This is a genomic window from Rhizocola hellebori (assembly GCF_016862955.1).
GTDB classification, from domain to species: domain Bacteria; phylum Actinomycetota; class Actinomycetes; order Mycobacteriales; family Micromonosporaceae; genus Rhizocola; species Rhizocola hellebori.
Window position 1 is genome coordinate 75,840 of sequence record NZ_BONY01000026.1, and the last position, 25,287, is coordinate 101,126.

General features: G+C 66.8%; 24 protein-coding genes. 9 read left to right on the plus strand and 15 right to left on the minus strand.

All coding sequences use genetic code 11. The features are described from left to right. Nucleotides 1-17 precede the first annotated feature (17 nt). The 8 genes from Rhe02_RS21895 to Rhe02_RS21930 all read right to left on the minus strand — a co-directional run bounded on the left by Rhe02_RS21895 (nucleotide 18) and on the right by Rhe02_RS21930 (nucleotide 8,643). Nucleotides 18-500 carry an HIT family protein gene (locus tag Rhe02_RS21895; RefSeq protein ID WP_203910167.1) on the minus strand — a complete coding sequence of 161 codons (483 nt, stop codon included), beginning with the start codon at nucleotides 498-500 and terminating at the stop codon, nucleotides 18-20. Further along, nucleotides 497-940: a GNAT family N-acetyltransferase gene (locus Rhe02_RS21900; RefSeq protein ID WP_203910168.1), complete on the minus strand. Its 444-nt coding sequence runs from the start codon at nucleotides 938-940 to the stop codon at nucleotides 497-499. Before Rhe02_RS21900 ends, Rhe02_RS21895 begins: the two co-directional genes overlap by 4 nt. Next, nucleotides 927-2,930, minus strand: coding sequence for a threonine--tRNA ligase (thrS, locus tag Rhe02_RS21905; protein WP_203910169.1), 2,004 nt, complete (start codon nucleotides 2,928-2,930; stop codon nucleotides 927-929). Before thrS ends, Rhe02_RS21900 begins: the two co-directional genes overlap by 14 nt. 92 nt (nucleotides 2,931-3,022) lie before the next feature. Next, nucleotides 3,023-4,678, minus strand: coding sequence for a hypothetical protein (locus tag Rhe02_RS21910; protein ID WP_203910170.1), 1,656 nt, complete (start codon nucleotides 4,676-4,678; stop codon nucleotides 3,023-3,025). Further along, on the minus strand, nucleotides 4,675-5,346 hold the full coding sequence (locus Rhe02_RS21915) for an ABC transporter ATP-binding protein (protein ID WP_203910171.1): 672 nt from the start codon (nucleotides 5,344-5,346) through the stop codon (nucleotides 4,675-4,677). Before Rhe02_RS21915 ends, Rhe02_RS21910 begins: the two co-directional genes overlap by 4 nt. Continuing rightward, nucleotides 5,343-5,876, minus strand: coding sequence for a PadR family transcriptional regulator (locus Rhe02_RS21920; RefSeq protein ID WP_203910172.1), 534 nt, complete (start codon nucleotides 5,874-5,876; stop codon nucleotides 5,343-5,345). The genes Rhe02_RS21915 and Rhe02_RS21920 overlap by 4 nt, the downstream gene beginning before the upstream one ends. Before the next feature lie 47 nt (nucleotides 5,877-5,923). After that, complete coding sequence (locus Rhe02_RS21925) at nucleotides 5,924-6,892, minus strand: helix-turn-helix domain-containing protein (RefSeq protein ID WP_203910173.1); 969 nt, start codon at nucleotides 6,890-6,892, stop codon at nucleotides 5,924-5,926. A 56-nt stretch (nucleotides 6,893-6,948) separates the two neighbouring features. Continuing rightward, on the minus strand, nucleotides 6,949-8,643 hold the full coding sequence (locus Rhe02_RS21930) for a S8 family serine peptidase (protein WP_203910174.1): 1,695 nt from the start codon (nucleotides 8,641-8,643) through the stop codon (nucleotides 6,949-6,951). 146 nt (nucleotides 8,644-8,789) lie between these two features. Here Rhe02_RS21930 and Rhe02_RS21935 point away from each other — a divergent pair, with 146 nt between their 5' ends. Next, nucleotides 8,790-9,908, plus strand: coding sequence for a class I SAM-dependent methyltransferase (locus Rhe02_RS21935; protein WP_203910175.1), 1,119 nt, complete (start codon nucleotides 8,790-8,792; stop codon nucleotides 9,906-9,908). Between the two features lie 7 nt (nucleotides 9,909-9,915). On the opposite strand, the gene Rhe02_RS21940 is transcribed toward Rhe02_RS21935, so the two are convergent. Further along, nucleotides 9,916-11,583, minus strand: a complete 1,668-nt coding sequence (locus Rhe02_RS21940) for a hypothetical protein (RefSeq protein ID WP_203910176.1) — start codon at nucleotides 11,581-11,583, stop codon at nucleotides 9,916-9,918. Nucleotides 11,584-11,750: 167 nt separating this feature from the next. After that, nucleotides 11,751-12,605, minus strand: coding sequence for a bile acid:sodium symporter family protein (locus Rhe02_RS21945; RefSeq protein WP_203910177.1), 855 nt, complete (start codon nucleotides 12,603-12,605; stop codon nucleotides 11,751-11,753). 60 nt (nucleotides 12,606-12,665) lie between these two features. On the opposite strand from Rhe02_RS21945, the gene Rhe02_RS21950 reads away from it, so the two are divergent. After that, nucleotides 12,666-13,013, plus strand: a complete 348-nt coding sequence (locus Rhe02_RS21950; protein ID WP_239123976.1) for a type II toxin-antitoxin system PemK/MazF family toxin — start codon at nucleotides 12,666-12,668, stop codon at nucleotides 13,011-13,013. On the opposite strand, the gene Rhe02_RS21955 is transcribed toward Rhe02_RS21950, so the two are convergent. From Rhe02_RS21955 to Rhe02_RS21970, 4 genes are read right to left on the minus strand one after another with little or no spacing between them, the layout of a single operon-like run. Then, nucleotides 12,966-14,003, minus strand: coding sequence for an adenosine deaminase (locus Rhe02_RS21955; RefSeq protein ID WP_203910178.1), 1,038 nt, complete (start codon nucleotides 14,001-14,003; stop codon nucleotides 12,966-12,968). The genes Rhe02_RS21950 and Rhe02_RS21955 overlap by 48 nt on opposite strands. Nucleotides 14,004-14,014: 11 nt before the next feature. Continuing rightward, nucleotides 14,015-14,209, minus strand: coding sequence for a hypothetical protein (locus Rhe02_RS21960; protein WP_203910179.1), 195 nt, complete (start codon nucleotides 14,207-14,209; stop codon nucleotides 14,015-14,017). Further along, a complete protein-coding gene (locus tag Rhe02_RS21965; protein ID WP_203910180.1) occupies nucleotides 14,202-15,191 on the minus strand; it encodes a chymotrypsin family serine protease in 990 nt (329 codons plus the stop codon). The genes Rhe02_RS21960 and Rhe02_RS21965 overlap by 8 nt, the downstream gene beginning before the upstream one ends. 20 nt (nucleotides 15,192-15,211) lie before the next feature. Beyond that, nucleotides 15,212-15,979: a methyltransferase domain-containing protein gene (locus tag Rhe02_RS21970; RefSeq protein WP_203910181.1), complete on the minus strand. Its 768-nt coding sequence runs from the start codon at nucleotides 15,977-15,979 to the stop codon at nucleotides 15,212-15,214. A gap of 178 nt (nucleotides 15,980-16,157) precedes the next feature. Between Rhe02_RS21970 and Rhe02_RS21975 the strand changes: the two genes are divergently transcribed. The 7 genes from Rhe02_RS21975 to Rhe02_RS22005 all read left to right on the plus strand — a co-directional run bounded on the left by Rhe02_RS21975 (nucleotide 16,158) and on the right by Rhe02_RS22005 (nucleotide 23,889). After that, a complete protein-coding gene (locus Rhe02_RS21975) occupies nucleotides 16,158-17,504 on the plus strand; it encodes an ABC transporter substrate-binding protein (RefSeq protein ID WP_203910182.1) in 1,347 nt (448 codons plus the stop codon). 87 nt (nucleotides 17,505-17,591) lie between these two features. Further along, the gene (locus Rhe02_RS21980; protein ID WP_203910183.1) at nucleotides 17,592-18,575 is read left to right on the plus strand and encodes a carbohydrate ABC transporter permease; all 984 of its coding nucleotides are present in this window, start codon (nucleotides 17,592-17,594) and stop codon (nucleotides 18,573-18,575) included. Continuing rightward, nucleotides 18,572-19,477 carry a carbohydrate ABC transporter permease gene (locus Rhe02_RS21985; RefSeq protein WP_203910184.1) on the plus strand — a complete coding sequence of 302 codons (906 nt, stop codon included), beginning with the start codon at nucleotides 18,572-18,574 and terminating at the stop codon, nucleotides 19,475-19,477. The genes Rhe02_RS21980 and Rhe02_RS21985 overlap by 4 nt, the downstream gene beginning before the upstream one ends. Nucleotides 19,478-19,503: 26 nt before the next feature. Continuing rightward, nucleotides 19,504-20,838, plus strand: a complete 1,335-nt coding sequence (locus Rhe02_RS21990; protein WP_203910185.1) for a TrkH family potassium uptake protein — start codon at nucleotides 19,504-19,506, stop codon at nucleotides 20,836-20,838. After that, complete coding sequence (locus Rhe02_RS21995) at nucleotides 20,831-21,499, plus strand: potassium channel family protein (protein WP_373320673.1); 669 nt, start codon at nucleotides 20,831-20,833, stop codon at nucleotides 21,497-21,499. The genes Rhe02_RS21990 and Rhe02_RS21995 overlap by 8 nt, the downstream gene beginning before the upstream one ends. Then, on the plus strand, nucleotides 21,496-22,053 hold the full coding sequence (locus Rhe02_RS22000) for a GNAT family N-acetyltransferase (RefSeq protein WP_203910187.1): 558 nt from the start codon (nucleotides 21,496-21,498) through the stop codon (nucleotides 22,051-22,053). The genes Rhe02_RS21995 and Rhe02_RS22000 overlap by 4 nt, the downstream gene beginning before the upstream one ends. A 459-nt stretch (nucleotides 22,054-22,512) precedes the next feature. After that, a complete protein-coding gene (locus tag Rhe02_RS22005) occupies nucleotides 22,513-23,889 on the plus strand; it encodes a GH1 family beta-glucosidase (RefSeq protein ID WP_203910188.1) in 1,377 nt (458 codons plus the stop codon). Between the two features lie 51 nt (nucleotides 23,890-23,940). On the opposite strand, the gene Rhe02_RS22010 is transcribed toward Rhe02_RS22005, so the two are convergent. Next, nucleotides 23,941-25,173, minus strand: coding sequence for a serine/threonine-protein kinase (locus Rhe02_RS22010; protein ID WP_203910189.1), 1,233 nt, complete (start codon nucleotides 25,171-25,173; stop codon nucleotides 23,941-23,943). Between the last annotated feature and the right edge of the window lie 114 nt (nucleotides 25,174-25,287).

Here is a 25,287-nt window from a genome sequence, read left to right on the forward strand (position 1 = left end):
GCCAGCCGCCTACGACATTATTGGACCCAAGCGCCGCGAAGCAGCTCACGCGTATCGGCCAGCAGCTGCGGCAGGGCCTTCGTGCCGCCGACGACCGGCAGGAAGTTGCTGTCCCCGCCCCAGCGCGGGACCACATGCTGATGCAGGTGCGCGGCGATGCCCGCACCAGCCACCGCGCCCTGGTTCATCCCGATGTTGAAGCCGTGCGCGCTGGACACCTTGCGGATCACGCCCATCGCCTGCTGGGTGAACAGACCCAGCTCCGCCACCTCGGCGTCGGTGAGGTCGGTGTAGTCCGGCACGTGCCTGTACGGGCAGATCAGCAGGTGGCCCGGGTTGTACGGGAACTTGTTGAGCACCGCGTAGACGAGCTCGCCGCGGGCCACCAACAGGGGCTCGAAGTCGTCGCAGAACGGGCAGCCGGCCGGTTTCTCCGGGCCGGCCACATAGGCCAGCCGCCACGGAGTCCACAGCCGCTCCAGCCCGTCCCCGTCTCTCATGCCGGTGGCCTGATTCGCGGCGTCGTGAGGATCATCATCTTTTCCGGCTCGGTCAGCGGCGTGAAGCCCGCCTTCGCGTAGACCCCGTGCGCGTCCTGGGTCACCAGAATGATCCGGTACACGCCCAGCTCATAGAGATCTTCACGGATCTGGGCCAGCGCCCACTGCGCCAGGCCACGGCCGCGGTAGTCGTGGGCGATGAAGACATCGCACAGCCACGCGAAGGTGGCCCGATCGGTGACCACCCGGAACAGGCCGACCTGGAACCCAAGATCGTTGTAGAGGCCGTAGACCGTCGAGTTGGCCAGCGACCGCTCGATCTGCGCGCGGGGGCGGCCGAAAGCCCAGTAGCTTTCGACCGCCAGCCAGCGTTCGACGAGGTCGAGATCGAGCCGGCTCAGGTCGGAATCGAGCTCGAAGCCTTCCTCATGCCGATGCATGGGACGGTCCTGTGTTCGTGCGGGAGCGCACCACGTCGGCGACGTGGGCGACAGCCTCGGCCAGCGGGACGCTGTTGCGCTGCGATCCGTCGCGGTAGCGGAAGGAGACGGTGCCGTCGGCCACATCCTGGTCGCCCGCGATCGCCATGAACGGGATCTTCTGCTGCTGGGCTGTCCGGATCTTCTTCTGCATCCGGTCGTCGGAGTGGTCGACCTCGGCGCGGATGCCCTCCTTGCGCAGCATGGCGACGAACTCGTCCAGGTAGGCCGAGTGGTCTTCGCGGATCGGAATACCGACCACCTGCACCGGGGCCAGCCACGCCGGGAACGCGCCGGCATAGTGCTCGGTCAGCACTCCGAAGAAGCGCTCGATCGATCCGAACAACGCCCTGTGGATCATGACTGGCCTTTGCCTGGTACCGTCCGAAGCCTGGTATTCCAGCTCGAACCGCTGCGGGAGCTGGAAGTCCACCTGGATGGTCGACATCTGCCAGGTGCGCCCGATGGCGTCGCGCGCCTGCACCGAAATCTTCGGGCCGTAGAAGGCCGCACCTCCGGGATCGGGCACCAGCTCAAGCCCGGATTCGAGCGCCGCCTCCTCCAGCGCCGCGGTGGCCTCAGCCCACTCCTCGGGCGCGCCGACGAACTTGGGCGAATCGTCGCGAGTGGACAGCTCGAGGAAGAAGTCGTCCAGACCGTAGTCCTTCAGCAGCCCCAGCACGAAGCTCAGCAGCGACTTGAGCTCGCCGGTCATCTGCTCCTTGGTGCAGTAGATGTGGGCGTCGTCCTGGGTCATGCCCCGCACCCGGGTCAGCCCGTGCACCACCCCGGACTTCTCATACCGGTAAACCGAACCGAACTCGAAGGTGCGCAGCGGAAGCTCGCGATAGGACCGCCCGCGCGACTTGAAGATGAGGTTGTGGAAGGGACAGTTCATCGGCTTGAGGTAGTAGTTGGCGCCTTCCATCTCCATCGGCGGGTACATCCCGTCGGCGTACCACTGCAGGTGCCCGGAAATGGAGAAGAGGTCGCCCTTGCTGATGTGCGGGGTGTTGACGAACGAGTAGCCCTCCTGCTCGTGGCGCACCCGCGAGTAGTTCTCCATCTCGCGGCGGATGATGCCGCCCTTGGGATGGAAGACGGCCAGGCCCGAGCCGATCTCGTCGGGGAAGGAGAACAGGTCGAGGTCGGCGCCGAGCTTGCGGTGGTCGCGTTTGGCGGCCTCTTCCAGCATCTGCAGGTAGCCCTTGAGCGCGTCGCGGCTCGGCCACGCCGTGCCGTAGATGCGCTGCAGCTGGGGGTTCTTTTCCGATCCGCGCCAGTAGGCCGCCGCCGACCGCATGATCTTGAAGGCCGCGATGAGCCGGGTGGACGGCAGGTGCGGGCCCCGGCACAGGTCGCCCCAGCAGCGCTTGCCCTCCTTGTCGAGGTTGTCGTAGATGGTCAGCTCGCCGCCGCCCACCTCCATCACCTCGGCCGAGTCGACGTCGCCTTTGATGTCCACCAGCTCGAGCTTGAACGGCTCGTCGGCCAGCTCGGTCTTGGCCTCGTCAAGCGAGGAGAAGCGCCGGCGCTGGAAGGTCTGCCCCGACTTGATGATCTCCTGCATCCGCTTCTCGATTTTTTCGAGATCCTCCGGGTGGAACGGCTTGGGGACGCTGAAGTCGTAGTAGAAGCCGTTGTCGATGGGCGGTCCAATCCCCAGCTTCGCCTCGGGGAAGATGTCCTGGACGGCCTGCGCCATCACGTGCGCGGTGGAGTGGCGCAGCACGTTGAGCCCGTCCGGGGAGTCCAGGCGCACCGGCTCCACCGAGACGTCCGCGTCGGGCGCCCAGTCGAGGTCGTGCAGCTGGCCCGAGGGATCCCTGACCACGACTATCGCCGCCGGGCCGGAGGTGGGCAGGCCGGCCGCGGCGATGGCGTCGGCGCACGTCGTGCCGGCCGTGACGACGACGGGGTCGACTACGGGCCGGGTACTAAGTGCGCTCATGACGAAGGCCTCTCGATAAGAAGATGGTTTTGTCCGATGCTATCGGTTGACCGATAGCGTCCGTCACCGAGTTGCCCTCTGCGCCGCACGGCCTAGGTCGTGCGCAGCGCGGTGTCCGCGCCGGTCCTCCCTCCGATCATCAGGCTCAGCACGGTCGCGGCCGCCACCGCCGCCAGGGCGATCACCGCGAGCATCGCCAGCCTGTCCCAGGGGATTGGTGGGTAGACGTTGTGCCAGGGACCCAGCGGATCGCGCTGCACGTGGCCGTATGCGGGCGACGTGCCGTCGCCACGGTCGGCCCGCTCCTGCTGCGCCAAACCTTGCGGGGTGCAGGGCACCTCGCCGGCATCGTCGAAGCCATGACAGGTGGTGATCACCACGGCTGAGTCCTGTACCGGCGGCAGGGCCAGCGTCGGGATCAGATAGCCAAGCGACAGTCCAAGCAGGACACCGGGCACCGCCGTCAACATGATCGCGGTCAGCCTCGCCTTGACCAACACCATTTGACTGGTACCGGTCGCGAGCAACGCCGCCTCGATGCGCCGCCGGGTCATCGCCGCATCAACGAGCGCGATGAGCAGCCCCACTGCCGCGAAACACACGAAGATGACGGCCATCGCGTCCAGGATGCCGAGGACCAAGTCGTTGAGCTGCTTGTCCCCGTGCCTGAAGCCGAACTTGCCACCGACTTCGTTCGTCCAGTCGAAGTTGATCCGATAGCCGAGAAGCCCCGCCACCAGCACCGCGCATACCAGCAACGCCAGCACGGCACGGCTGCCCGAGTACGGGTCGGCGAGCACCCGGCGGGCGGCGATCAGCGTGCTGGCCGACCTTCCCCATCGCAACGCCGCCTTGGCGCCCAGCCAGCCGATGGCCGCCGCGCACATCGGCACGCCAACGCAGAGCAGCGTGACTCCGACACCCATCAGCACGTAGGGCGGGGTGGTGTCGGCGCTCGTGCCGTCGGAGCGGACCAGGCGGTCGATCCACGCGCGACACAGCGCGAGATCGGCGAGGCCGATGATCATGAGCCACAATGGCCAGAGCCGCGGCCGAGCACGCCGTGCCCGGCGCACGGTGGCCGTCGGCGCGGCGAAGACGCGCCGCAACGCCAGCGACGACAGCAGCGCCGCTGCCACCGGAAGCCCGAGCGCCACGAGCGGCCAGCTCCACCAGGCGGGCGCGGTGTCGGTGGGCAACGGCAGCAGCGGTCCGCTGTATGGCGTGAAGAGCACCCCGTCGCCCTCCCAGCCACCCGCCCTGACGCCCTCCATCGTCGGGCGATGCAAGGCGAGGCGCAGCAAGGGAAATGCCGCCATCGCCAACAGCGCGCCGAGCCCGACCGCGATCCCCTGTTCAGCGGCGGCGATCGCACGGCTCTGCTGGGGTGTCGCCCCGGCCAGCCGCATGGTCGCCAACCTCCGATCGCGGGCGGGCCCGCCGAGCCTCGCCGCCTGTGCTATCAGGAAAAGGGCCGGAAGGATGCAGACGGTTGCCATGACTATCAGGCCCGGGCGAAGGCCCGTGGAGTTGAGGAAGGTCGTGGTGTAGCGCCAGTCGTTCTGCTCCAGATATGGCTGCCCGCCGGGTCGCTGCACCCAGCGCTCGGTGGGCGCCATGTTGAGCACGGCGCCGGTGGCGAGGATCGCTAGCCCGGCCAGGGCCGCCGCGATTACGGTCAGTCCTGCCCGGACCCGATCGGTCAGCGAGCCGGCGAAGGCAAGGCGCAGCAGGGTCGCGGGCCTCATTGGGCCACCCCCGCCAGCACGCGGCCGTCGCGCAGGTGAAGCTCGCGGTCGCAGTAGCCGGCCACGGTCGCATCGTGGGTAATCAGCAGGATCGCGGTATTCAGCTCACGGGCCGCCGCCATCATCGCCGCGAGCACCGCCTCCCCTGCCAGGCTGTCGAGCGAACCGGTCGGTTCGTCGGCGAACAGCAGCCTGGGCTGGGTGACCATCGCCCGGGCCAGCGCCACCTTCTGTTGCTGCCCTCCGGAAAGCTCGCCCGGCCGCTTGTCCGCGTGGGGCGCCACCCCGAAAAGACCCAGCCATTCGGCGGCCGCGGCGAGGGCACCGGCCTTGCGAGCGCCGCCGAGCAGGAGCGGCAGGGCCACGTTTTCAGCGGCCGTGAGTTCCGGGACCAGCTGGCCGTGTTGCAGCAAGGCGCCGATCTCGGTGCGCCGCAACACAGAGCGGGAAGCTTCGGACCTGTCGTCCAGGCGCGCCCCGGCGAACCAGACCTCTCCGGCGTCGGGCCGGGTGATGCCGGACAGGCACATCAGCAGTGTTGATTTGCCCGAGCCGCTCGGCCCGGTGACCGCCAGCACCTCGCCTGCGCCAAGAGTCAGGTCGACCTGGACCAGCGCATCGGTGAGTCCATAACGCTTGCTGATGCCTTTGGCTTGCAAGAGGCTCATGAGTTCATCTCCTGGTCGAGGGTGTCGAGGCGGTCCATGGTCTGCTGCATCCAGCGCAGGTCGGCGTCGAGGTGGGCGATGGAGTAGTCGGCGGCGGCGGTCTCGGCGATCGAGGCCGCCCGCTGCTTGAGCTGGGTGAGCTCGCGCATTCGGACCATGTGCGCGGCGCGCTGGTTGGCCAGGCAGCGCATGGCCGTCTGCCGGTCGGCGGCCACCAGCGCGACAACGATCTTGGTGAACATGGTGCCGCCGAGGAACGCCGCCGGGGTCTCCACCGCGTCTAGCCACTCGCGCAACGCCTGCCGCCCGGCATCGGTCATGCGGTAGCTGACCCGGTCGGGGCCACCGTCGCGATCCGACCCCGCCGGCTCGATGAGGCCATCGCGTTCCAGCCGGCCGAGTGTGGCGTAGACCTGGCCGAACGGCAGCGGCTTGGCGGTGGGCAGCCTGCTGTCGTGCGCTCGCTTGAGCTCGTAGCCGTGCTGCGGGCGGTGCGCGAGCAGCCCCAGCAGCAGATGACCGGTGGACACGGGATCACTATTCAATGAGTGAATAGTTGCCGTCAAGGGGTAAGCAGCTACAGCCAGCCCCGCCGCGCTGCCTGCAACCCGGCCTGAAAGCGCGTGGTCGCCTTCAGCTGCGCCATCAATTCCTGGATGCGCCGGCCCACCGTGCGCTCGGTGACGCCCAGGGTGCGGGCGATCGCGCGGTCTTTGAGCCCTCCCGCAAGCATCGACAGCAGTCGCTTGTCCTGTTCGCTGACCGTGTGCGGGGAGGCGGCGACGGCGCCGATCGGGGTGGCCTGGGCCCACAGCGACTCGAAGCACAGCACCAGCGCGTCGAGCAGGGGCGAGGCGTGAACCAGGATCCGGGTTCCGGTCTCGGCGGCCGAGAAGCTGATCGGCACGAGCGCCAGGCTGCGATCCGCAATGATCATCTTCATCCGCACCGACGGCAGGCTGCGCGCCTGCTCCCCCGCCGCGATGCACTCCATGACCTGGTCCAGGTGCCCGGCGTCGGCCAGGCCCGGGGCGTCGTAGAGGCAGCGATAGGCCACCCCGCGATTGAGCGCCTGCAGCTCTTCGGAGTTCACCACGGGCTGGCCGAACAGGTAGGGCGGGCTGTCGATGATGACCACCTCCTCGCGCGCGCCCAGCTGCATGCGGGCCAGGTGATGCAGGACCGCCTCCCTGCCCTCGACCAGCTGGATCAGCTCGGAGGGCTCGGCGGGCGGGAGCACCGAGCGCACCCGCAGCGCCAGCTCGTGGGCGTTGAGGCGCAACTGCTCCAGCTGCTGGGTGCGCTTGGTGACCAGGGCGTCCACCGCGACCTCGGGAGGCGCCGCGACATAGTTGTTGCGGGTGCCCACCAGGCGGCTGGCCAGACCCACATCGAGCAGTTTCTGCAAAGCCTTGCGCACGCGCGGAATGGGAATGTCCAATCTGGACGCAAGGTCGGCCGCAGTGGAGCGGGGATGGGTCAGCAGATCGAGGTAGAGGTCGCTATGAATCTGCGCCAACCCGACCGGCTCCAACAGGGACGGCATCTGAGCAGCGTAGATAGGCGGGCCCGCTCTGGAAAGAGGCGGGCCCGCGGAATCGGTCAGAACGTCAAGCTCCATCTGTCCAGGACGCCGTTGCTGGCCTGGAAGTTGAACGCTCTGACCCTCAGCTGCCACTGCCCCGACGCCGGGGACGAGGTGGCGTTGACCGTGTAGGTGGTGTCGACGTTCGGGGCTGTGTCCCCGAAGTTAATCTGCTTGAGCTGGTAGACAAATCCGTTCGGCCCCACCAGCTCTATGCTCAGCTGCCCGCGATTCGGGCAGGCGATCTTCACGTAGACGCGAAGCGCCGAAGGCGCGCTGCCGGGACGCCCGCTCACCGAGATCGGGCTGACCGCCGGACTGTTGAAATCGCCGATCGCCACGTCATTCTCGTTGGCGTAGGTGTTGCCCGGCGGCGGGGTGGTCGGCGGTGGCGAGCTGGGCGGCGGGGTCGGCGACATGGTGGGAGACGGCGAAGGCGTTGGTGAGGTGGTGGGCGAAGGGGACGGTCCCCCGGTACCCACAAAGAGAAGCACGTTGGGAGAACCACTTCCGGGATTGGTTATCTTGCCCGGAGTCGCGTTGTTCACCAGCGCATCGCGCACCTGTTGCGGTGTGGCATCGGGATTGGCCGCCAGATAGAGCGCGGCCGCGCCCGCGACGTGCGGCGAGGCCATCGAGGTGCCGCTCATTGTCGCGGTTCCGGTGTCAGAGCTGAAGCCGGCCGAGACGATCTGCGATCCGGGCGCCCAGATGTCCAGGCAGGTCCCGAAATTGGAGTAGCTCGCCTTGGCATCGTTGGACTCCGACGCGCCGACCGTGATGGCCAGCGGTTCCCGGGCCGGGGTGAAGTTGCAGGCGCTCTGGTTGTTGTTGCCACCGGCCAGAGCGAAGGTGACGCCCGCCGCGATGGCGCCGCGCACCGCGGTCTCCATTCCGGCGTGACTTCCTTGCGCGCCAAGGCTCATGTTGGCCACGGCGGGCTTGCGCGCGTTGGCCGCGACCCAGTCGATCGCCTCGGCAATCTTGTTGTCGTCCCCGCTGCCCTGGCAGTTGAGCACCCGCACCGCGTGGATCTGCACGCCTTTGGCCACGCCGAAGGTCGCACCCCCGACGGTGCCCGCGACGTGGGTGCCGTGGCCGTGGCAGTCGACGCCGTTCTGTCCATCGCCGACGTTGTCGAAGACGATGTCGGCGCGCCCGCCGAAGGTTTGATGCGTGCGGCGGATCCCGGTGTCGAGCACATAGACATGGACCCCGGAGGCCGTCGACGGGTAGGTGTAGGACTGGTTGAGCGGCAGGTTGCGCTGGTCTATCCGGTCCAGCCCCCATGACGGCGGATTCGGTTGCGTCTCAACAACTTGCACCCGCCCGTTCTGCTGGACGAATTGGACGGAAGGGTCGGCGGCGAGTGCCCGGGCCTGGGTTTCGGTGCCCTCAAAGGCAAAGCCGCGCAGGGCGGCGGAGAAGATCGCGCCATGCTTGCCACCGTGCTTGGCGGCCAGCGACTTCGCCTCGGTGCCGACATCGGTGCGGGCCTGCGCCTGAAGCGACGGCCTGCCCTTGAGCATGACTAGATAGCTATTGGGTACCGAGTCGGCCACCTCGAGGAAGCCTGCCGGAACCCCAGCGGGGGCCGGGGCGGGTGTCGTGCTCGCCTGGGCCAGCGTCGCTGTCACCGCGCCGACCGCGGTGATGCCCGCGGCCAGCGCGGCGATCAGCAGTCGCCGGCCTGGCGCACCATAACGTGCCATCGATGAACTCCTTATGAAGGATCGGTTAGCCCCGGGGTGCGCTCACGCTAATCCCAATTGGAGTTCATCGACCCTTCCGACTTCGGACATCGCCTGCGATCAGACACGTCTCCCGGTAGTCGATCCTGCGCGGTAGATTGCCTTTCATGGCACAGTCAGACCTTGCACGCGCCCTGGATCGCCGCTATCGCAACTATTTTGCTGAAAAGCGGCCGGTGCCCTTTGCGGTGCGTGATCTCGACGGCTCCGAGATCTCGCTCGGATCGGGTGCGCCAGCCTTCACCGTCACGGTCTCCGATCCCCGTGGACACAAAGCACTGTCCGGGTTGGACCAGTTCGCCATCGGCGTCGCCTACCTGCGTGGCTGGCTCGATTTCGAGGGCGATTTGATGACAGCGCTGAAGATGCGGGGCATGTTCCACGATTTCCACCCCATCGCGTGGGTCGCCCGTTTCATCAAGGCCGACCGCCCCGCGATCTCGTCGCACTATGACAACGACTCCGACTTTTTCCTCACCTTCATGGACAAGCGGCACCGTTGCTACACGCAAGGGGTGTTCCAGCGCGACGATGAGCCGCTGGAGGACGCGATGACCCGCAAGATGGACCTCGCGATCGAGGCCATCGGGGTCAAGCCCGGCGACCACGTGCTGGAGGTCGGCGGCGGCTGGGGCGCGTTCATGGAGCACGCGGGGCGTCGCGGGATCAAGGTCACCGCGCTCACCCTGGCCGAGGAGTCGGAGCGCTACCTCAACGCGCTGATCACGCGGGAAGCCTTGCCTGCCAAGGTAATTCGCCAGCATGCCCTCGAGTATCAAAGCGATCAGCGCTATGACGCGATCGTCAACATGGGCGTGACCGAGCACATCCCCAACTACCGGGCGACGCTGCGGCAATATGCGGCGCTGGTGAAGCCGGGCGGGCATGTCTACCTCGACGCGCTCGCGATGCGCACCAAGCACAGCGTTTCCACCTTCATGAGCCGCTACATCTATCCCGGCAAGTCCTCGCCGCTGGTGCTGCACCAATACCTGCGGCAGGTCGCCAAGTCGCCATTCGAGCTGGTCAGTGTCGACGATGACCGGCACAACTACCACCTGACCTGCGCCGAGTGGGCCCGCCGCCTGGACGCGGCCCGCGAGGACGTGGTGCGGCGCTGGGGCGAGCCGTTCTACCGCCGGTTCCGTCTCTTCCTCTGGGGGTCGGCGGCCAGCTTCGACACGGGTCTGGTGCAGGCCTACCGCTGGGTGCTGCGCCTGCCCTGACACCGGGCTAGGGCACGAGCGGGATTTTGTGCGGAGGGCACTGGGCCATGCTCGGCGCGTTGCCCGGAATGCAGTAGGCGGGAAGGCCGACGAGCAGGTTGTGGTCGTAGACGAGCACGAGCGCGCGGGAGAACTCGTGCCGCGCCACCGGCCTTCCGAACTGGGCGATGGCGGTCGCCTCCGCGCCCATGCCGGGGTGGGCCTTGTCCAGCACCAGGAACCGGGCGTCGTGCAGTGCCGGGTCGTACCACTGCACGCGCGACTCCCACCGATAGCCACTGATCGGGTTGCCGGTGGTGGGGATGACGTGCACGCGTCCGCTGGTGATGAGGGTGACGTTGTTGGCCTGCCAATAGCTGCCCAGGCCGTAGCTCATGCCCTGGGCGTCGAGCCATTGCGCCACATCCTGGCTCTCAGGTGCCCGCGCCGGTGTGGTGGCCTGGATCGCCAGCTCACCGGCCAGTGCCACCATGAGCACCGCGGCCAGCGCCTGCCCGGCGGCGAAGCGGCCGAACCCGCTGCGCAGCAGACCGGGCCGAGCATCATCCAGATGGCCGACGCCGCGCGGGCTTGACCGCCGCCCGGCGAAGGCAAGGCGCGCCTTGGCCGCCGCCAGCCGCGCCCCCCAAGCCCGGCCCACCAGAACGGCCGAGAACGGGACCACGGCCACAATCTGCCGGGCGGTGCCCAGGTCGCCAGGGAGGGTCGACACTACATAGGCGCCCAGGTTGACCAGCACTCCGACGGCCAAGAGCTCGCCCAGCCGGTCGCCCGGCTCAGTCCCTTTGCGGCGCAGCGCTTGGCTCAGCACCAGGCCCACCGTCCACATTGCTAGGACCAGACCCACCGAGTGCACCACGGCCATGGCCGCGCCCGGCGCGCCACCTCGATCGGCGAAGAACGCGCCGAAGTTTCCGGCCAGCGCCTGCGCCGCGATCCAAAGATGCTCGGGCAGCCTGGACAGCTCCGCGAGGCGCACCGGCGGAGCGTGAGCGCCGAAGCCGCCGGCCAGCCTGATGCCCAGCAGCACCAGCTGTGCCAGCACGATCGAGCCGAACCCGGCGATCAGGAGTCGGGCGTCGGTGCCGCGGCGGCCACTGCGGCCGCGCCGCAGGCGCCAGATGCTCACCAGCATGAGTGGCAAGGCCCCGATGTACATCGCCAGCGGGTCAGAGACCTGGCCGAACGCGAGCAGCGCCAGCACCGCCCACGGCATCCAGCGCTTGGTCGCGGCCCGCTCCAGGACCAGCCAGGTCAGCAGAAGCGGGATGGCCGTGCCGGTGTGGTCGGGCGAGGTGAGCTGCACCGAGCTGGCCAGGCCGAGCACGGGCACGCCGACCACGGCCACCGCCAGGCCGACCCGCCACCCCGCCTCCGCGCCGGTGGCCCGGCCCTTGGCCACCACCCCAACCATGAACACGAGCAGGGTGAACACGAGCGCCGCCACCACGTTGACCACGCCCGCGTGAAAGCCCACCACCAGCTCGGCCGCTACGAAGAGCAGCAATTCGTTGGTGTAGAACGGCACGTCGGTCACCGTCCACCCGGTGAGCAGCGGATTGCCATGCCACATGTCCCAGGCCTGCAAAGCGTTGCTGGCGCCGTCGGCGTTGACCCCCATCGCCGAGGCGATCCTCAGATAGGCGGCGAAGAGCGCCACCAGGCCGACAGCCACCCCGACCCGCCATGGCCACCTGGGAAATGTCGGGGATGGAGGTGATTGCGGTAGTTGCGGGACAAGCTTTTCCCGTGCAAGAACTACCGTAGTCATGATCCCCGCTTCCCCCGCGTAGGCCGCAATGCGTGCGCGAGCCTACCGCCTCAAGCGGGGGCGCGTTGTCCCTAAACGGGACGCGGGCGCACCAGATAGCCGAAAGCGGCGGCCGTGAAGAACATGATGATGCTGTAAACCGCGGCGGGAACTGCTATTTGCGTGCTGTTCAGCAGGGTGGTGGCGATCACGATGGCGAGAGTTCCATTGTGGATGCCAATCTCCATGGCGGCCGCGACCGACTCCGCCTTGCCCACCTTGGCCAGGCGCGGCGCGAAGTAGCCCACGGTGAGGCTGATCAGGTTGAAGGCGAGGGCGACCAGACCCGCGTCGGCGAAGTAGGTGGCGACATTCTCCCGCTCGTTGATGATGGTGCCCGCGATCACCACCACCAGCACGACGACGGACAGCAGCCGCACCGGGCGCTGCATCCGCTCCGCGAACGCCTGCCACTTCGACCGGACAAGCATGCCCAGCGCGACCGGGATCAGCACGATCGCGAAGACCTGAAGCACCTTGTCGAATTGAAGGCCGATTTGCCCGGTACCAGACATGAAGCGCTCAAGCGAAAGGTTCGCCACAATCGGCAGCGTGAAGACGGCCAGCACCGAGTTCACCGCGGTCAGCGTGACGTTGAGGGCGACGTTGCCGCCGAACAGATGGCTGTAAAGGTTGGCGGTGGTGCCGCCCGGCGACGCGGCCAGCAGCATCATGCCGACCGCGAGCACGGGCGGCAGGTCGAAGGCGAGCACCAGGCCGTAGCAGGCCAGCGGCAGCAGGAGGACCTGGCAGACCAGGGCCACCAGCACCGCCTTGGGGAAGACGACAATGCGCTTGAAGTCGGCGATGGTCAGACCCAGGCCAAGGCCCAGCATGACGATCCCGAGCGCAACGGGCAGGAAGACCTGGGCCAGCACCGAATCCATAGCCGAGGATTCTTCGCCACCTAGCGCTCACGCGGCCATCAGCCGATAGGGTGTCTGTTCGTGTGGACCTGGCTATGGCGAATCTTCGGAAGTCACAAGGCGAAGCCCGGCGAGATCTGGTGGGCCGACGTCCCGTTCGAGGACGGGCCGGGCTCGAAGGTGCGGCCGTGCCTGATCCTGCGTCTCAAGTGGAGGGGCTACGACATCCTCAAGATCACAAGTCAGGACCAGAGCCACCGCCGCGACCACATCGAGATCACCACTCGGGCGTGGGACCGCAACGCCACCAAGAACAGCTATCTGGACCTGAGCGATCCGATCCGGCTCAGGGAGCGAGCGCTGGACAACCGGGCCGGCAGCCTAGACGCCCCCACCTGGACGAAGGTCCGCCGCCTGCACGGCGTATAGATCGATCTCGGCCAGCAGCGAGGTTTTGACCCAGTCGGGTGCGAAGGACTGCCGCACAGCGCCGCGGGCCAGCTCGGCCACGCCCTGCTCGTCGAGTTGCAGCAGCGACGCGGCGACCTCGTACTCATGGTTGAGTGTCGTGCCGAACATGGGCGGATCGTCGGAGTTGATGCTCAGCTGCACCCCGGCCTCGACCAGTGTCGCAAGTGGATGCTCGGAGATCTCCCGCACCGCGCGGGTGCGCACGTTCGAGGTCGGGCACACCTCAAGCGGGATACCGGTTTGCGCCAGGTGCGCAAGCAGGGCCGGGTCTTGGGCGGCGGAGATCCCGTGCCCGATCCGCTCGGCGCTGAGCTCATTGAGGGCGTCCCAGATGGTCTGCGGACCCGTGGTCTCCCCGGCGTGCGGCACGCTGTGCAACCCGTTCGCTTTGGCCATCTCGAAGTAGGGCCGGAACTGCGGGCGAGGCACCCCGATCTCCGGCCCGCCCAGGCCGAAGCTCACCAGCCCGGCCGGCTTCTCCCCCAGCGCGATGCGCAGCGTCTCCTCGGCCGAGGGCAGACCCGCCTCACCCGGAATGTCGAAGCACCACCGCAGCACTATGCCGAGCTCCCGCTCGGCGCTCTCCCGCGCATCCTCGATCGCCTCGCAGAACGCCTCACCGGGCATCCCGCGCTTGAAATGGGAGTAGGGGGTGCAGGTCAGCTCGGCGTAGCGCACCTGCTGGCGGGACAGCTCCCGGGCCACCTCATAGGTGAGGATGCGCACATCTTCGGCGTCGCGGATCAGGTCCACCACGCTCAGGTACACGGTGATGAAGTGGCCGAAGTCGGTGAAGGTGAAATAGTCGGCGAGCAGCTCCGGATCGGCAGGCACCGGGGTGCTGCCCTCGTGCCGCGCGGCGAGCTCGGCCACGATCCGTGGCAGAGCCGAACCGACATGGTGTACGTGCAACTCGGCCTTGGGTAGCCCGGCGATGAAGTCCCGCATACGTGCTTACGTTACTGGGCCTGGATATCGCCCGAGTTACGCACCCTCACCTCGACGCCTTTCACCTTTTGCGGCAGCGAAACCGGTTGGGTCACCCACACGTCCACCGTCGGTGACCCGTCCTGCGCCCTTCCCTCGCCCACCATCACGACGCCGGGAACCTTGCCTATCCAGTTGTTCGCCTCGTCCAGCGCTTCCCTAAGCATCCGCCACCTTCACCCCCAACAGCCGCTGCACCGCTTCGATCGTGTTGACCACGGTGGCCAGCGGCGAGCCGGCGAAGAGCAGGCCGACCGCGGCGCCGTCGAGGTCGGCCACCAGGCTGCCCGAGTCGCCCGGCGCCGACATCGGCGTCGTGATGAGCTGGCCGACGAAACGCGCGACCTTGCCGGAGCCATAGTTGACGTCCACGGTGGCGTTGATGTTCACGATGCTACCCGTGGTGAAGCCCGTTGACCGGCCACACTTGGAAAGCAGCTGACCCACCTGAGGGGTGAGGATCGTGCGGCGAAGGTTGCCGACCCAGTGCACCCGTCTGTCCAGTTCGGACAGATCGACCTCGGCGAGCGCCGCATCCACCTCATTGGTGGGCGGGCTCTCGGTTCCGTCGATGAACTTGATTTCCACGAAGCGCGCCAGCTTGGCGATGGTGTCGGTCTCGGCCTTCCCACCGTCGTACGGCCCGGGTTGCAGGACCGCGTCGCCGATCGCGCCGGCGTTGGAGTTGGCCAGCACATGGTTGTTGCTCAGCAGGTAGAAACGCGGTGGCATGCCCGGGAACGAGGCGGCGTCATAACATCCGGTGGCGATGGTGCCCGCGGTGATGCCGACATGCCCGACGCTTAGCCCACCGAAGGCAGGACGGTAGCGTTTGGTCAGAGTGATCGCTGACGCGGCAAGGGGTTCCGGCCCCGCGCGCAGCACGCCGACCTCTTGCACATCGGTGGGAATGCCACCGATGGCCGCAGGAACGATGTCGGTGGCGGGCAACACTTCCGCCGCGAGTTTGGAGGTGACCAGCACGACGATGGCGCGCTCGCCGGTGTCATAACCCGCGATGTGCTTGTGCCCCAGGGCGACCCCCACGATGCTGGGCACCTGAAGCAGTTGGTCCTGCACCGCATGCTGGGTGCGGGCGATGTCCTCGAATTCGACCGGTACGGGCGGGATACGCGACGGCTCAGACATGACTCATCGTAACGCTGCGCTTACGAAAGTCGATTAGCCACCGCAAAGACACGCAGGAATGAAAAATCCACTATGGAACCGTGCGGCGGGTAAAGCTGCCACAGCTCGCGTTCCAAATCGTCGCAGAACGATTCCCATCGGGCATCGTCAAGCACCGCGCGGATCGGGCGCATCGCCGTGCCGCTCATCCAGGTGAGCACGGGATGGCACTGCCCCTGCACCACCGGCAGCTGATGGATGTAGTTGGTCTCCCACGCGTCGACCACACAGCCCGCGTCGCGCAGCAACCGTCCAAAGTGGATAGCGTCGCCCACGGGCCGGAAGTTGTTGACACCACCCAGCTCCGCCGACCAGCGCGGCGACTCGCACAACGCGCGCATGGCCAGGTGCCCCGGCGCGTTGTAGTTGCCCGGCACCTGTATGGCGATCCACCGGCCCGGCTTCACCCAGCCGCACAGGACCTCGTCGTGGCCTTCCACCCACTGCAGCATGGCGTTACTGACGATGACGTCCACGTCGTCGTCCGGCACGTAGTCGAGCGCGTCGCCCACCCGGTAGGTGACGCCGCCGTTCCCGGCCTGCGCCTTCTCGATCATCTCGGGGGACGAATCCACCCCGACGACCTGCGCATCCGGCCACCGGGCGGGCAGGGTTTCGGTCAGATTTCCCGGCCCACAGCCAAAGTCGAGCACTACCCTGGGCTCGGCGGCGCCAATCCGGGCCACCAGCTCATGAAAAGGCCGCCCGCGCTCGTCGGCGAAGCGGAGATACAGATCGGGGTTCCACATGCTGGCCTCCAAACAAACCGTACGTACGTATTGTTATATCAGGCAGGGCCGAGCCGATCTATCCGGGTTTCCAAACCGTTACGAAACACTGCCAGGATGAGAGCTGGACACGCTCCCGCAACTTCTTCCATGATTTGCGTTATCTTGCATCGGCGGCAACTTAGGAAGGAACGTGCTGATGGCATCAACAACACAGCGTCGGATCTACGCCCTGGTGGGTGTGGCTGCGCTGGCCTTGACCGCTGCGGCCTGTAAGGGCGGTGACGGCACCACGAATGACAACCTGAGCAAGCCAGAGTGCGCGGCCTTCAAGGACTATTCAGGCATAGCCGGCAAGAAGGTCACCATTTACGCCTCCATCCGTGACACCGAAGAGGACCTCCTCAAGCAGTCATGGAAGGACTTCGAGAACTGCACCGGAGTCAAGATCGACTACGAGGGCAGCGGCGAGTTCGAGACGCAGGTCAAGGTCCGCGTCGACGGCGGCCGCGCGCCCGACATCGCCTTCGTGCCCCAGCCCGGTGTGGTCGAGTACTTCGCCAAGGGCGGCAAGCTCAAGCCGCTGGGCGACAAGGCCAAGACCACCGCGACGCAGAACTACTCGGCCGACTGGCTGAAGTACGCGACGGTCGACGGCAAGGTCTACGGCGCTCCGCTCGGCTCGAACGTGAAGAGCTTCGTCTGGTACTCGCCGAAGATGTTCAAGGACAACAACTGGAAGATCCCGACCTCGTGGGACGAGCTGATCACGCTCAGCAACACCATCGCGGCCGGCGGCAAGCTCAAGCCGTGGTGCGCCGGGATCGAGTCGGGCGTGGCCACCGGCTGGCCGGCGACCGACTGGACAGAGGACATCCTGCTGCGTGACCAGGGCCCGCAGGTCTACGACCAGTGGGTGGCGCACACCGTCCCGTTCAACGACCCCAAGATCATTTCCGCGGTCGACCGGGCCGGCAGCATCCTGAAGAACCCGGCCTACGTCAACGCCGGCATCGGTGACGTGAAGTCCATCGCCACCACCGCCTTCCAGGAGGGCGGCCTGCCGATCCTCGCCGGCAAGTGCGCCCTGCACCGCCAGGCTTCCTTCTACGCCAACCAGTTCCCGAAGGGCACCAAGGTGGCCGAGGACGGCGACGTCTTCGCGTTCTACTTCCCGGCCATCGACGCGGCCAAGGGCAAGCCGGTGCTCGGCGGCGGCGAGTTCGTCGTCGGCTTCGCCGACCGTCCCGAGGTCCAGGCCGTCCAGGCCTACCTGGCCAGCGCGCACCACGCCAACACCCGGGCCAAGCTGGGCAACTGGGTCTCCGCCAACAAGGGCGTGGACCTGGCGAACGTGGCCAACCCGATCGACAAGAAGTCGGTCCAGATCCTGCAGGACTCCAGCTCGGTGTTCCGTTTCGACGGTTCCGACCTGATGCCCGCCGCTGTCGGCTCGGGCACGTTCTGGAAGGAAATGACCGCCTGGATCACCGGCAAGGACACCAAGGCCGCGCTCGATGCGATCGAGGCTTCCTGGCCCAAGTAGTCAAGTGCTATACAGGGGTGCTCGTTCGCGCGGGCACCCCTGCTTGTGAATGTGGGCACCCCTGCGCAGGTGAAGAGGAGTGGGTAGATGCTTGACATGGCGGTCGAGGGGCCGAAGCTGTTGATGCTGCTCTATGGCGTCATCGGTTTCTTCGCCATCGTCGGTCTCTTGCTGCTCGCGCTGGACAAGGTCTCCGGCCGCAGGGATCGCTGGGTGGCCCTGGGCTTCCTGACGCCGGCCCTGCTGCTGGTGACCATCGGGTTGGTCATCCCGGCCATCCGCACCTTCATCTTCTCGTTCATGGATGCCGACTCCTCCGACTTCGTCGGGCTGGACAACTATGCGTGGATCTTCACGCAGCCGGAAACGCGTAAGGTGCTGGGAAACACCGCGCTGTGGGTGGTGCTGGTGCCCACCGTGGCGACCACGGTCGGCCTGGTCTACGCCGTGGTGGTGGACAGGGCGAAGTTCGAGGGCCTCGCCAAGTCGCTCATCTTCATGCCGATGGCCATCTCGTTCGTGGGCGCTGGAATCATCTGGAAGTTCGTCTACGCCTACCGCGACCCGGAGGTGGCCGACAAGCAGATCGGCCTGCTGAGCCAGGTCGTGGTCTGGCTCGGCATGAAGCCCGCCAACTGGCTGCTCGAGCCGCCCTGGAACACGCTTTTCCTCATCGTGGTACTGGTCTGGATCCAGGCCGGTTTCGCGATGGTGATCCTTTCCGCGGCCATCAAGGCGATCCCCGCTGAGATCACTGAGGCAGCGCGCATCGACGGTGTCACGCCGTGGCAGATGTTCTGGCGCGTGACCGTGCCGAGCATCCGTCCCGCGCTGGTGGTCGTGGTGGTGACGATTTCCATCGCCTCGCTCAAGCTCTTCGACATTGTGCGCACCATGACCGGCGGCCGGTTCGACACCAACGTTCTGGCGCACGAGATGTACGTGCAGGCCTTCGACTCCTACGACGACGGGCGGGGCTCGGCGCTGGCCGTGTTCCTCTTCCTGCTCGTCACCCCGATCGTGTTCTACCAGGTTCGCCAGTTCCGCAAGCGCCGCCAGGAGGCGATGTGAGTACCGTCCCGGTCCCTGTCGCCGAGCCCGCCACGGCGGTCGGCCGGGTTCGCAAGAGGCTGACCAGCCGCACCGCAAGCGCCATCTCGCTGGTGATCGCTCTCATTTGGACGGTGCCCACGCTCGGCCTGTTCATCTCCTCGTTCCGGCCCGAGGCGGACATCAAAACCAACGGCTGGTGGAATTTCTTCACCGATCCGAAGGTGACCCTGGACAACTACCAGGACGTGCTCTTCGGCACCTCGGGCAGCTCGGGGCGGCTCGCCACCTACTTCATCAACTCGCTGGTCATCACGATCCCTTCGGTGCTGTTCCCGGTGGCGTTCTGCGCCCTGGCCGCCTATGCCTTGGCGTGGACCAAATTCAAGGGCCGCGACTGGATCTACGTGGCCATCTTCGCGCTGCAGATCGTGCCCATCCAGATGGCTCTGGTTCCCCTGCTTCAGTTCTTCAACATCTTCGCGCTGGAGGACGAGGGCTCGTTCGTCCAGATCTGGTTCGCGCACACCTGCTTCGCCATTCCGCTGGGCGTGTTCCTGTTGCACAACTTCATGTCCGAGCTGCCCGGCGACATCATCGAGGCGGCCCGGGTCGACGGGGCCAGCCATGCGCGCATCTTCCGGCAGGTGGTGCTGCCGCTCATCGTGCCCGCGCTGGCGTCCTTCGCCATCTTCCAGTTCCTATGGGTCTGGAATGACCTGCTCGTCGCGCTGGTGTTCGTCCCCGGCGCGGACAGCACCCCGCTGACCGTGCGCCTGGCCGAGCTCGCGGGCACCCGCGGCAACGACTGGCAGCGGCTCACCTCGGGCGCGTTCGTGTCCATCATCATCCCGCTGATCGTCTTCCTCAGCCTGCAGCGCTACTTCGTACGCGGCCTGCTGGCGGGCAGCGTCAAGGGTTGATCATCACCCCTCTACAGTAGGGGATCATGCGACGCTGGTGGCGGCATCCGGCACGGATCATCCCCGTGGCCTTCCTGTGTCTGATCACGGTAGGCACAGTCATGCTGATGCTGCCCATCTCCCGCAAGGGCGAAGGCCAGAGCGCGCCCTTCTTCACCGCGCTGTTCACGTCGGTCTCCACGTCGTGCATCACCGGACTGTCCGTTGTGGACCCGGCGACCTACTGGTCTCCGTTCGGCCATGTCGTGCTGCTCGTGCTGATGCAGATCGGCGGGTTCGGCATCATGGCGCTGGCCTCCCTGCTCGGGCTGTTCGCCGCGCGGCGGCTGGGCTTGACCGGGCGGCTCATCACGCAACACGAGACCCACGCCGTCGGGCTGGGCGACGTACGCGCGCTGCTGTTCAGGGTCGGGCTCTTCACGGTGACCTTCGAGGTGCTCACCTCGATCGTCCTGGCCGGCCGCTTCTGGCTCGGTTACGACTACCCCTTCGGCAAAGCCGTCTGGTACGGCATCTTTCATGGCGTGTCCGGCTTCAACAACGCGGGCATCGCCCTGTTCAGCAACAACCTGATGGGCTTCACCACCGACTGGTGGATCTGCGTGCCGCTGATCCTGGCCATCATCGGCGGCAGCCTCGGCTTCCCCGTCATCTACGAGCTGACCCGGGAGCTCAACCGGCCCCGCCTCTGGTCCACCCACACCCGCCTCACCGTCTTTGGAAGCCTTTTCCTGCTCATCGTCGGCTTCGGCACCGTGCTGGCCTTCGAGTGGGCGAACCCGGGCACGCTCGGGCCGCTCGACCTGTCCGGCAAGATCCTCGCCTCGATGTTCCAGGGCACCTCACCGCGCACCGCCGGGTTCAACACGGTGGACTACGCACAGATGGAGTCGGAGACGCGGCTGTTCACCGACTGGCTCATGTTCATCGGCGGTGGCAGCGCGGGCACCTCGGGCGGCATCAAGGTGACCACCTTCTTCTTGCTGGCCTTCGTCATCCTGGCTGAGGTCCGCAGCGAACGCGACGTGGTGATCGGCAAGCGGCGCATCGCCGAAGCGGTCCAGCGGCAGGCGCTCACGGTGGCGCTGCTCGGCGTGGCGTTCGTCGGCTTCGGCACCTTCGCCCTGCTTTTCATCAGCCACGCGCCACTGGACCAGGTCTTCTTCGAGGCCACCTCCGCCTTCTCCACCGTCGGCCTGAGCACCGGGCTGACCCCGACCCTTCCGCTGTCCGGGCAGGCGGTGCTGATCATCCTGATGTATGTGGGCCGGGTGGGCACAGTTACTGTTGCGGCGGCCCTTGCTCTGAGTGAGCGCCGCACGCTTTACCGCTATGCAGAGGAGCGACCGATCGTTGGCTAGTAACGAGAAAGATGCCGACAGCGTTGTGGTGATCGGGCTGGGCCGGTTCGGCGGCACCGTCGCCGAGTCGCTGTCCAAGCTGGGCCACGAGGTCCTCGGCATCGACAGCAGCATGAAGATCGTGCAGGACTATGCCGATCAGCTGACCCATGTGGTGCAGGCTGACAGCACCGACGAGGTCGCGCTGCGCCAGCTGGGCGTGGACGCCTTCCAGCGCGCCGTGGTCGGCATCGGTACCCATATAGAAGCAAGTGTTCTGACCGTGGTGGCGCTCAGCGAGCTTGGCGTGAAACAGATCTGGGCCAAGGCCGTCTCGGCGAAGCACGCCAAGATCCTCAAGGCGGTCGGCGCCCATCACGTGATCCGGCCCGAGGCCGAGATGGGCGATCGCGTCGCCCACCTCATCACGAGCAAGATGATCGACTTCATCAAGTTCGAGGACGGCTTCGCCATCGCCAAGGTGCGCGCCCCGCGCGAAGCGATCGGCAAGTCCCTGGCCGATGCCCACCTGCGCCGCCAGCACGGCGTCACCGTGATCGGGGTCAAGGAGCACGGCCAGGACTTCACCTATGCCGTGCCGGAGACTGTCGTTCCGCAGGGCGCCCTGCTGGTCGTGTCGGGCACGGTGGAGCAGGTCGAGCGTTTTGCGGCGCTGACATGATCCGGCAGGCCACCAAGGCCGATGTGCCGGCCCTGGCTGTCACGCTGGCCGAGGCGTTCGCCGATGATCCGGTGTGGAACTGGCTGCTGCCCGCCGCTGAACGCAAGCGGCGCCTGTTCGCCGTTCTGCTGCGCTATGCGGTGCCCAAGGGTCACGTCTACACCGTCGACAGCCTGGAGGCGGTGACCATCTGGTCGCCGCCGGGGGGCTGGAAGCTGCCCACCTCCGCGATGGTGCGCCAGGCGCTGCCGATGCTTTACGCCGCGGGGAGCGGGTTGCCGCGTCTGCTGGGGCGGCTGGGCGAGATCGAGAAGCTGCACGAACTGGTGCCGCCGGAACACTGGTACCTGGATTTCATCGGGACGTCCAACAAAGCCCGCGGCCAGGGCCTGGGGTCGGCGCTGCTCGAAGATGGCTTGAAGCACGGCCTGCCGGTCTATCTGGAGTCGTCCAACCCGCGCAACCTGAGCTTCTACCAGCGGCACGGTTTCCAGGTCACCGGGGAGCCGGTGATGAAGGCCGGTCCGCCGCAGTGGACGCTATGGCGCGACTAAACCGGCGGCGCGGATTTCAGGACTGTTGCGCGCGGATTCACAACTCGCTATCGTCTGAACAAACGCCGTGGGAACGCTTCCACGGAAGATCGTCAATACAGCCCGGTCGGGGCGAGCCCGGAAATGCCCTGGCTGGAATACCGGAACGAGTCATGGCAACCGCCATGATTCGGCAAGACGGGTCGGTCGCCGATCTCCGTACGACCGGCGGCCGACTCGTCCTCCGGGTGCTCGAAAGGAGGCCCGAAACCGCCCATGAGCGGGCGGTGCGACTACGTCGCGTGCCAACGGCTCCCGCGCGCACTGTCCCGTGTAGATACACGAGAAGTGAGCACCCGTGGGGATAGGGACTGCCCTTCCCTATCCCCACACTTTATCGACATCCCCGTCCTTTCCATAACCATGGACGATTATGCTCATTGGTGGGAGCGTTCCCACCAAGATTATGAGGAGCACCACATGCTGACAAGCTGCGATGATCCACCATCGGCCGAACCATCGGACGAAACCTCCCTTGGGCTTCGTTTTCCGAAGGGCTTCGTCTGGGGTGCGGCAACCTCGGCGTATCAGATAGAGGGCGCGGCCGGGATCGACGGCCGTGGACCCTCGGTCTGGGACACCTTTTGCGCGACACCCGGCAAGGTTCGCAATGGTCAGACCGGCGACGTGGCCGTTGACCACTACCACCGCTGGAGCGACGACCTCGACCTGATCAAACAGCTTGGCATGAGCTCCTATCGCTTCTCCGTCTCCTGGTCCAGGGTGCTGCCCGACGGAGTCGGCCCGGTGAATCAGCGCGGTCTGGACTTCTACCGGCGGTTGCTGGCGGGTCTGCACGAGCGCGGCATCTCGCCGATGGTCACCCTCTACCACTGGGACACCCCACAGGCCCTTCACGAGGAAGGGGGGTGGGAAAACCGCGACACCGCCTATCGGTTCGCCGACTATGCGGCACTGATCGCGGCGGAGCTAGGCGACTCGGTCCCGGTCTGGCTCACCCTCAACGAACCGAAGACGGTGGTACAGAACGGCTATCTGACCGGCGTGCACGCCCCCGGCCACAAGGACCCGGCCGCGGCCTACGTGGTGGCACACCACCAGCTGCTCGCGCACGGGCTTGCGGTGCAAGCGATGCGGCCGCATCTGCCGGCGGGAAGCCGGATCGGCCCGGCTCTCAACCTGCACCCGTGCTATCCGGCCGACAACAGCGAGGGTGCTCAAGAACAGACCATTCTCTATGACGGGTACGAGAACCGGCTCTACCTCGACCCCATCTTCCGGGCCTCCTACCCGGCCGATGTGATGGCCGACGTGGCGCGTTTCTCGCCGATGGCGTCCTACATCCAGACCGACGACCTGAAGATCATTGGCTCGCCTGTCGATCTGCTCGCGGTGCAGTACTACACCCCCATCTACGTCACGGCGGACGGCAGCACGATCTTCAAACACCCCACGAGTCAGGCGTTCTGGCAACAGATCTACCCGCAGGGCATGTATGACATCCTGACCCGGGTCAAGCGCGACTACGGCAACATCCCACTCACCATCACCGAAAACGGCCTGCCCACCCCCGACGCGCTCGGCGGCGACGGCATGGTCGACGACCCCGGCCGGATCGCATTCTTCCGCGATCACTTCGCCGCCGCGCATCGCGCCATCTCCGACGGGGTCAATCTGGAGAGCTACCACGTGTGGTCCCTACTGGACAACTTCGAGTGGCAAGAGGGCTACGACGAGCGCTGGGGACTGATCTACGTGGACTATGCGAGCCAGCGGCGCATTCCGAAACGGAGCGCGCGTTGGTACAGCGGAGTAATCAGCGCCAATTGTGTGTGAGGCTTCCTGGCCGGGTGCGTGAGGTCTGCTCCGCGCCCGGTCGGGGTTCTATCAATACGATGCCGCGAGATTGTTGAGCGCCGTTTTCAGATCGCGCGCCGTGGCCGGGCTGATCGCCCCCTCCTGCTCCCTGGCCGAAATCTTGTCCCGGACGCCTTCGATCGCGTCCTCGCTTTTCGCCTGGCGCAGCAGCTGTTGCAGATCGAGCCCGGCGTCGGGACGGATCGATCCCTGCGCCACCCCATCGCTGATCGCACTGAGCATCATGTACAGGGCGCTCTCCCGCGACAGCGGCGAGGGCGTCGGAACCGGCGTCGGTGAAGCGGGCGGGGTGCGCGACACCGCCACACTGGTGCGGGGCGCGGCCGGCGGAAACGTCGGCTGATCCTGCGGCCGCGGCCACCAGATCACCAGGGCGGCGCCCACCATGGCCGCCGTGACCACAGCGGCCACGAGCAGGTGGGAACGCTTGACGGACAACGCTTCCCGAAGCACCTGGGCAACCTGCTCGGCGCGCGGACGCGCGGCGGCCTCCCGCGCCAGCATCTGCGTCACCAGCGAACGCACCTGCGCCGGCAGCCCACTGACCCGCAGCAGCGGGGCCGGGCCGTGGTCGACCGCCACGTCGTCCCAGCCCCGAACCCGGAACGGGACGCGCGCGGTCAGCATTTCGAAAAGCACCACACCGAGGGCGTAGATGTCGGTCGCGGTCTGCGCCGGCGTTCCGTCGAGCCGTTCCGGCGCCACATAGGCGGGCGTGCCGAAGCTCGCGCCGGTGCTGTCGTCGTCCGGCTCGCCGATCTTCGCCGCTATCCCGAAGTCGAGCACGGTGACCCGATCACCATGCACGACAATGTTGTCCGGGGTGATGTCGCGGTGGATGACGCCGCGATGGTGCGCGTGGTCGAGCACCAGGGCGACCCGCATGCCGATGCGCAGGGCCTCCTGCCACGGCAGCGGCCCGGCCGCGATCAGGTCGGCCACCGGTGTTCCCTCGACCAGCTGCATGACCAGCACCCCGAAGTCGCCCACCTGGACGAAATCGTGCACGCTGGCCACGTCCGGGTGGTTGAGGCGGGCCGCGGCCCAGGCTTCGCGGCGCACCAGGTCGCGCATTCTCGCGTCACCGGACAGCGAAAGGTCGAGCACCTTTACCGCGACCAGCCGCTCCAGCGTCTCGTCGTGGGCGCGCCAGATCACCGCCATGCCACCCATGCCGACGCGATCGATCAGGCGGTAGCGCCCGGCAAGAAGGTCGCCGGGCGACAATCCATCATCGGCCATGCCTTGCCTCCTGGACTCGCAACCGTAACAAGGCAACCTGAACAGGGTAAGACCCCTATCGCGGTGACTGTCCATTGCGGACGGTGCGAGCGCGCTCTCGAGTTGTTGCGAAGA

Excerpts from the sequence above, each read along its gene's own strand:
- Rhe02_RS21990 (WP_203910185.1), top strand. The coding sequence starts at position 19,504 with ATGCGACGCTGGTGGCGGCATCCGGCACGGATCATCCCCGTGGCCTTC.
- Rhe02_RS21930 (WP_203910174.1), bottom strand. The coding sequence starts at position 8,643 with ATGGCACGTTATGGTGCGCCAGGCCGGCGACTGCTGATCGCCGCGCTG.
- Rhe02_RS21900 (WP_203910168.1), bottom strand. The coding sequence starts at position 940 with ATGCATCGGCATGAGGAAGGCTTCGAGCTCGATTCCGACCTGAGCCGG.
- thrS (WP_203910169.1), bottom strand. The coding sequence starts at position 2,930 with ATGAGCGCACTTAGTACCCGGCCCGTAGTCGACCCCGTCGTCGTCACG.
- Rhe02_RS21910 (WP_203910170.1), bottom strand. The coding sequence starts at position 4,678 with ATGAGGCCCGCGACCCTGCTGCGCCTTGCCTTCGCCGGCTCGCTGACC.
- Rhe02_RS21915 (WP_203910171.1), bottom strand. The coding sequence starts at position 5,346 with ATGAGCCTCTTGCAAGCCAAAGGCATCAGCAAGCGTTATGGACTCACC.
- Rhe02_RS21925 (WP_203910173.1), bottom strand. The coding sequence starts at position 6,892 with ATGCCGTCCCTGTTGGAGCCGGTCGGGTTGGCGCAGATTCATAGCGAC.
- Rhe02_RS21895 (WP_203910167.1), bottom strand. The coding sequence starts at position 500 with ATGAGAGACGGGGACGGGCTGGAGCGGCTGTGGACTCCGTGGCGGCTG.
- Rhe02_RS21965 (WP_203910180.1), bottom strand. The coding sequence starts at position 15,191 with ATGTCTGAGCCGTCGCGTATCCCGCCCGTACCGGTCGAATTCGAGGAC.
- Rhe02_RS22005 (WP_203910188.1), top strand. The coding sequence starts at position 22,513 with ATGCTGACAAGCTGCGATGATCCACCATCGGCCGAACCATCGGACGAA.
- Rhe02_RS21970 (WP_203910181.1), bottom strand. The coding sequence starts at position 15,979 with ATGTGGAACCCCGATCTGTATCTCCGCTTCGCCGACGAGCGCGGGCGG.
- Rhe02_RS21960 (WP_203910179.1), bottom strand. The coding sequence starts at position 14,209 with ATGCTTAGGGAAGCGCTGGACGAGGCGAACAACTGGATAGGCAAGGTT.
- Rhe02_RS22000 (WP_203910187.1), top strand. The coding sequence starts at position 21,496 with ATGATCCGGCAGGCCACCAAGGCCGATGTGCCGGCCCTGGCTGTCACG.
- Rhe02_RS21945 (WP_203910177.1), bottom strand. The coding sequence starts at position 12,605 with ATGGATTCGGTGCTGGCCCAGGTCTTCCTGCCCGTTGCGCTCGGGATC.
- Rhe02_RS22010 (WP_203910189.1), bottom strand. The coding sequence starts at position 25,173 with ATGGCCGATGATGGATTGTCGCCCGGCGACCTTCTTGCCGGGCGCTAC.
- Rhe02_RS21955 (WP_203910178.1), bottom strand. The coding sequence starts at position 14,003 with ATGCGGGACTTCATCGCCGGGCTACCCAAGGCCGAGTTGCACGTACAC.
- Rhe02_RS21935 (WP_203910175.1), top strand. The coding sequence starts at position 8,790 with ATGGCACAGTCAGACCTTGCACGCGCCCTGGATCGCCGCTATCGCAAC.
- Rhe02_RS21980 (WP_203910183.1), top strand. The coding sequence starts at position 17,592 with ATGCTTGACATGGCGGTCGAGGGGCCGAAGCTGTTGATGCTGCTCTAT.
- Rhe02_RS21975 (WP_203910182.1), top strand. The coding sequence starts at position 16,158 with ATGGCATCAACAACACAGCGTCGGATCTACGCCCTGGTGGGTGTGGCT.